The sequence below is a fragment of the Arthrobacter sp. JCM 19049 genome (assembly GCF_001310435.1).
This window is the reverse complement of sequence record NZ_BAXF01000142.1, coordinates 1-5,002: the sequence shown is the minus strand read 5'-3', so window position 1 is coordinate 5,002 and position 5,002 is coordinate 1. Positions and strand designations below refer to the sequence as shown.

At 65.5% G+C, this 5,002-nt stretch carries 4 pseudogenes; all 4 read right to left on the bottom strand.

Annotated features, from left to right (window positions below):
* Positions 1-159 precede the first annotated feature (159 nt).
* A pseudogene (gene ilvC / locus JCM19049_RS08085) lies at positions 160-1,184 on the bottom strand (ketol-acid reductoisomerase).
* Positions 1,185-1,311: 127 nt separating this feature from the next.
* Positions 1,312-1,829, bottom strand: a pseudogene (ilvN, locus tag JCM19049_RS08080) (acetolactate synthase small subunit).
* A gap of 5 nt (positions 1,830-1,834) precedes the next feature.
* A pseudogene (locus JCM19049_RS08075) lies at positions 1,835-3,714 on the bottom strand (acetolactate synthase large subunit).
* Between the two features lie 289 nt (positions 3,715-4,003).
* Positions 4,004-5,002: pseudogene (locus tag JCM19049_RS08070) on the bottom strand (dihydroxy-acid dehydratase); the annotation flags it as partial.

Below are 5,002 nucleotides of genomic sequence, written 5' to 3'. Positions count from 1 at the left end.
GGGCCGCGCCGGCTGAACGGCCTGGCCGCGCAGCTGGTGGACATTGCCCGCGCGCAGTCCTGAGAACCCCGAACACGACAAAGCGCCTGCGGCGCAGTCTTGGGGATGAGCTCCCCTCACTGCGCCACAGGCGCTGCTGCCTAGGCGGCGGTGCCGCGCTTAGCGGGCCACCGAACCCTCGGTGTAGTCGTCATCGGCGGCGACCCAGCTGAAGAGCTGGCGCAGTTCGCGGCCGGTGGACTCGATCGGGTGGTCCTCGCCCTTCTTGCGCAGTTCCTTGAATTCCTTGGCACCGTTGGCCTGGTCATCCATGAAGCGCTGGGCGAAGGAGCCGTCCTGGATCTCGGCCAGCACGGCCTTCATGTTTTCCTTCACCTCCGGGGTGATCACGCGCGGGCCGGAGACGTAGTCGCCGTACTCGGCGGTGTCCGAGATGCTCCAGCGCTGCTTGGCGATGCCGCCTTCCCACATCAGGTCCACGATCAGCTTCAGCTCGTGCAGCACCTCGAAGTAGGCGATCTCCGGCTTGTAGCCGGCCTCGGTCAGCACCTCGAAGCCGTACTGGACCAGCTGGGAGGTACCGCCGCACAGCACGGCCTGCTCACCGAACAGGTCGGTTTCGGTTTCCTCGGTGAAGGTGGTCTCAATGACACCGGCGCGGGTGCCGCCGATGCCTGCTGCGTAGGACAGGGCCAGGTCCTTGGCCTTGCCGGTGTGGTCCTGCTCCACGGCGATCAGATCCGGGATGCCGCGTCCGGCCTCGAATTCGCGGCGCACGGTGTGCCCCGGAGCCTTCGGGGCCACCAGGGCCACGTCCACGTTGGCCGGCGGCTGGATGAAGCCGAAGCGGATGTTGAAGCCGTGGCCGAAGAACAGGGCGTCGCCCTCGTTCAGGTTCTTCTCGATGGACTCGCTGTAGACCTTGGCCTGGACCTGGTCCGGGGTCAGGATCATGATCACGTCGCCCCAGGCGGCGGCCTCGGCAACGGTGGCGACCTTCAGGCCCTCGGCCTCGGCCTTGGCACGGGACTTGGAGCCCTCGGACAGGCCGACCATGACCTCAACGCCGGAGTCACGCAGGTTCAGTGCGTGGGCGTGGCCCTGCGAACCGTAACCGATGATGCTACCTTGCGGCCCTGGATGATCGACAGATCCGCGTCGTCCTCGTAGTACAAATCAGCCACTGTATTTCTCCTTAGGTGTTCTTCGTTTCAGAAGCTTGGTTCCACGGTGTTCGGCCGGCCTGCGGCTGCCCCGCCGTGGGGGTGTTCAATGTTGTTGTTCTGTGGTGTGCGGTGCCCGGGGCCGTCGCTAGGCGCTCAGGGACTTCAGGGCCCGGTCGCTCATCGACTTGGCGCCGCGGCCCACGGCCAGGGTGCCGGCCTGCACGATTTCCCGGATCCCGAATGGTTCGAGCACCGCCAGCAGGGCCTCGATCTTCGAGGCGTTGCCGGTGGCCTCGATGACCAGGGACTCGGTCCCACATCGATGACCGAGGCACGGAAGAGTTCGGCGGCCTGGGTGACCTGCAGCCGGGTTGCGGCGTCGGCGCGCACCTTGACCATGATGTGGTCCCGCTGCACCGAGGCCTCGGGCAGCAGCTCAACGATCTTGATGACGTTGATCAGCTTGTTCAGCTGCTTGGTCACCTGCTCCAGGGAGTCCCCCTCGGCGTCCACCACCACGGTGATGCGGCTGATTCCCTCGATTTCCGTGGGTCCCACGGCCAGCGAGTGGATGTTGAAGGCACGGCGGGCGAAGAGTCCGGCGACCCTGGTCAGCACACCGGGGACGTCCTCGACCAGCACCGACAGCGTATGCTTTGCCATCTTTCCTAGTCCTCCTCTTCCCATTCCGGGGTCATGCCCCGGGCAATCTGGATCTGGTCGTTGCTGACCCCGGACGGCACCATCGGCCAGACCATGGAGTCGGCGGAGACCACAAAGTCGATGACCACCGGGCGGTCATTGATTTCCAACGCCTTGGCGATGGTCGCGTCAATGTCCTCATCGCGTTCGCAGCGCAGCCCCACGCAGCCGTAGGCATCCGCCAGCTTCACGAAGTCCGGGATCCGGGCGGTGCCGTGGCCGGTGTTCAAGTCGGTGTTCGAATACCGCGCATCGTAGAACAGGGTCTGCCACTGGCGGACCATGCCCAGCGAGGAGTTGTTGATCACCGCGACCTTGATCGGGATCTGGTTGATCACGCAGGTGGCCAACTCCTGGTTGGTCATCTGGAAGCAGCCGTCCCCGTCAATCGCCCAGACCACGCGCTCGGGCTGGGCCACCTTGGCGCCCATGGCGGCGGGCACCGAGTAGCCCATGGTGCCCAGGCCGGCCGAGTTCAGCCAGGAGCGCGGCGCTCGTACTTCACGAACTGGGCGGCCCACATCTGGTGCTGGCCCACCCCGGCCACGAACACGCCCTCCGGGCCGGTCAGGGCCCCGATGCGTTCGATGACCTTCTGCGGGGCGGTGAGCCCGTCATGGGTTTCGGTCCAGCCGATTGGGTAGGTGTCGCGCAGGCGGTTGAGCAGATCCCACCAGGGCTTCAAGTCCTGCTGCGGGTCGGTCTCAAACCGGGTGCGGCAGGCGGCATGCAGCTGCGGGATGATCTCATCCAGCGAACCGACAATCGGCACGTCCGCGGTGCGGTTCTTGGAGATCTCGGCCGGATCGATGTCGGCGTGGATCACCTTCGCGTACGGGGCGAAGGTGTGCAGCACCCCGGTGACCCGGTCATCGAAGCGCGCACCCAGGGTGATCAGCAGGTCGGACTGCTGCAGCGCGGTGACCGCCGAAACGGCCCCGTGCATGCCGGGCATGCCCACATGCTGTTCATGCGAGTCCGGGAAGGCGCCGCGGGCGGTCAGGGTGGTGACCACCGGGGCACCGATGTACTCGGCGAATTCCTTCAGTTCCTGGTGGGCGTCGGCCTTGATGACCCCGCCGCCCACGTAGAGCACCGGACGGGTGGCCGCGGCGATCAGCTTGGCGGCCTCGCGCAGCTGCTTGTTGTGGCCCTTGGTGACCACCCGGTATCCGGGCAGGTCGATCTTGGGCGGCCAGGAGAACTCGGTCTGCGCGGTCTGCGCGTCCTTGGTGATGTCCACCAGCACCGGGCCCGGGCGTCCGCTCTGGGCCAGGTAGAAGGCGCTGGCCAGCACCTGCGGGATGTCCTCGGCCTTGGTCACCAGGAAGGCGTGCTTGGTGATGGGCATCGTGATGCCGACAATGTCGGCTTCCTGGAACGCGTCAGAGCCAATGAAGGCGCTGTTCACCTGTCCGGTGATTGCCACCATCGGGACCGAGTCCATGTTGGCATCGGCCAGTGCGGTGACGAGGTTGGTTGCGCCCGGACCGGAGGTGGCGATGCATACGCCCACTTCCCCGGTGACCATGGCGTAACCCTGTGCGGCATGGCCGGCACCCTGTTCATGGCGAACCAAGATGTGGTTGAGCTTGGTTGAGTCCATGAGCGGATCATAGGTGGGAAGGATGGCCCCACCGGGTAATCCGAAGACGTCCTTGACGCCCAGTTCTTCCAATGAGCGGACGATGGCTTGTGAGCCCGTCATCTGCGTGGGAGCGACAATGTTGTTCGGACCCTGGACCGGGTTCGAAGCCTCCACGACGGAAGAGACAGCGGTGGCATCCTTGCTGCGGTTCAATGACTTGGCAACCGTAGCCGGATTGGCAGGTTTTCCGTTGCTCATCGGGATCCTTCCTGATCTATCTCTTCATCTGCGCATAAAAACGCCCCGCGGCCGTCAGCAACTGACGAAAGGGGGCTGTGCGCGTCACCAGGTGATCTGTCTAGGACAGATCAAGTTTCAGGCTCCGCGCCCGATAACTAGTAGAACACTGGTGGTTGTTTGCATATACCCAGTTTTGTCCAACTCATCTGAAAGATCAACACGACTCTCCGTCGATCTCAAGATATGAGACGGATGTTCGGTGGGTGGACACTGCGGGTGTCCACCCACCGCTTCACACCGAAGTGTTTCAGCCGCAGAACGCCCCGGTGGAGGCCGAGTTGACCAGCTTGGCGTACTTGGCCAGCACACCGGTGGTGAACTTGGCCGGCAGCGGCTCCCAACCGACCTTGCGGGCCTCAAGCTCCTGCGGATCCACCAGCAGGTCGAAGCTGCGGGCCTCGATGTCCACGCGGATCTTGTCCCCGTCCTTGACGAACGCAATCGGTCCGCCGTCCACGGCCTCGGGGGCCACGTGGCCGATGCACAGCCCGGTGGTGCCCCCGGAGAAGCGCCCATCGGTCAACAGCAGCACGTCCTTGCCCAGCCCGGCGCCCTTGATGGCGCCGGTGATGGCCAGCATCTCGCGCATGCCCGGTCCGCCCTTGGGGCCCTCGTAGCGGATGACCACCACATCCCCGGCCTTCAGCTCACCCTTGTCCAGGGCGTCCAGGGCGCCTGCTCGCGTTCGAACACGCGGGCGGTGCCCTCGAACACGTCGGCGTCGAAGCCGGCGGACTTCACCACCGCACCCTCGGGAGCCAGCGAACCGTGCAGGATGGTCACCCCACCGGTCTTGTGGATGGGGTTGTCCATGGCGCGCAGGATCTTGCCGTCCGGGTCCGGCGGGGCGATGTGGGCCAGGTTCTCGGCCACGGTCTTGCCGGTGACGGTCAGGCAGTCCCCGTGCAGCAGCCCGGCATCCAGCAGCGCCTTCATGACCACCGGGACACCACCGATGCGGTCCAGGTCGTTCATCACGTAGCGGCCGAAGGGCTTCAGGTCGGCCAGGTGCGGGACCTTGTCACCGATCCGGTTGAAGTCATCCAGGGTCAGATCCACTTCGGCCTCGCGGGCGATGGCCAGCAGGTGCAGCACCGCGTTGGTGGAGCCGCCGAACGCCATGGTCACGGCGATCGCGTTCTCGAAGGCTTCCTTGGTCAGGATGTCGCGGGCGCGGATGCCTTGCGCAGCATCTCCACGACGGCCTCACCGGAGCGGTGGGCGAACATGTCGCGGCGGCGGTCCG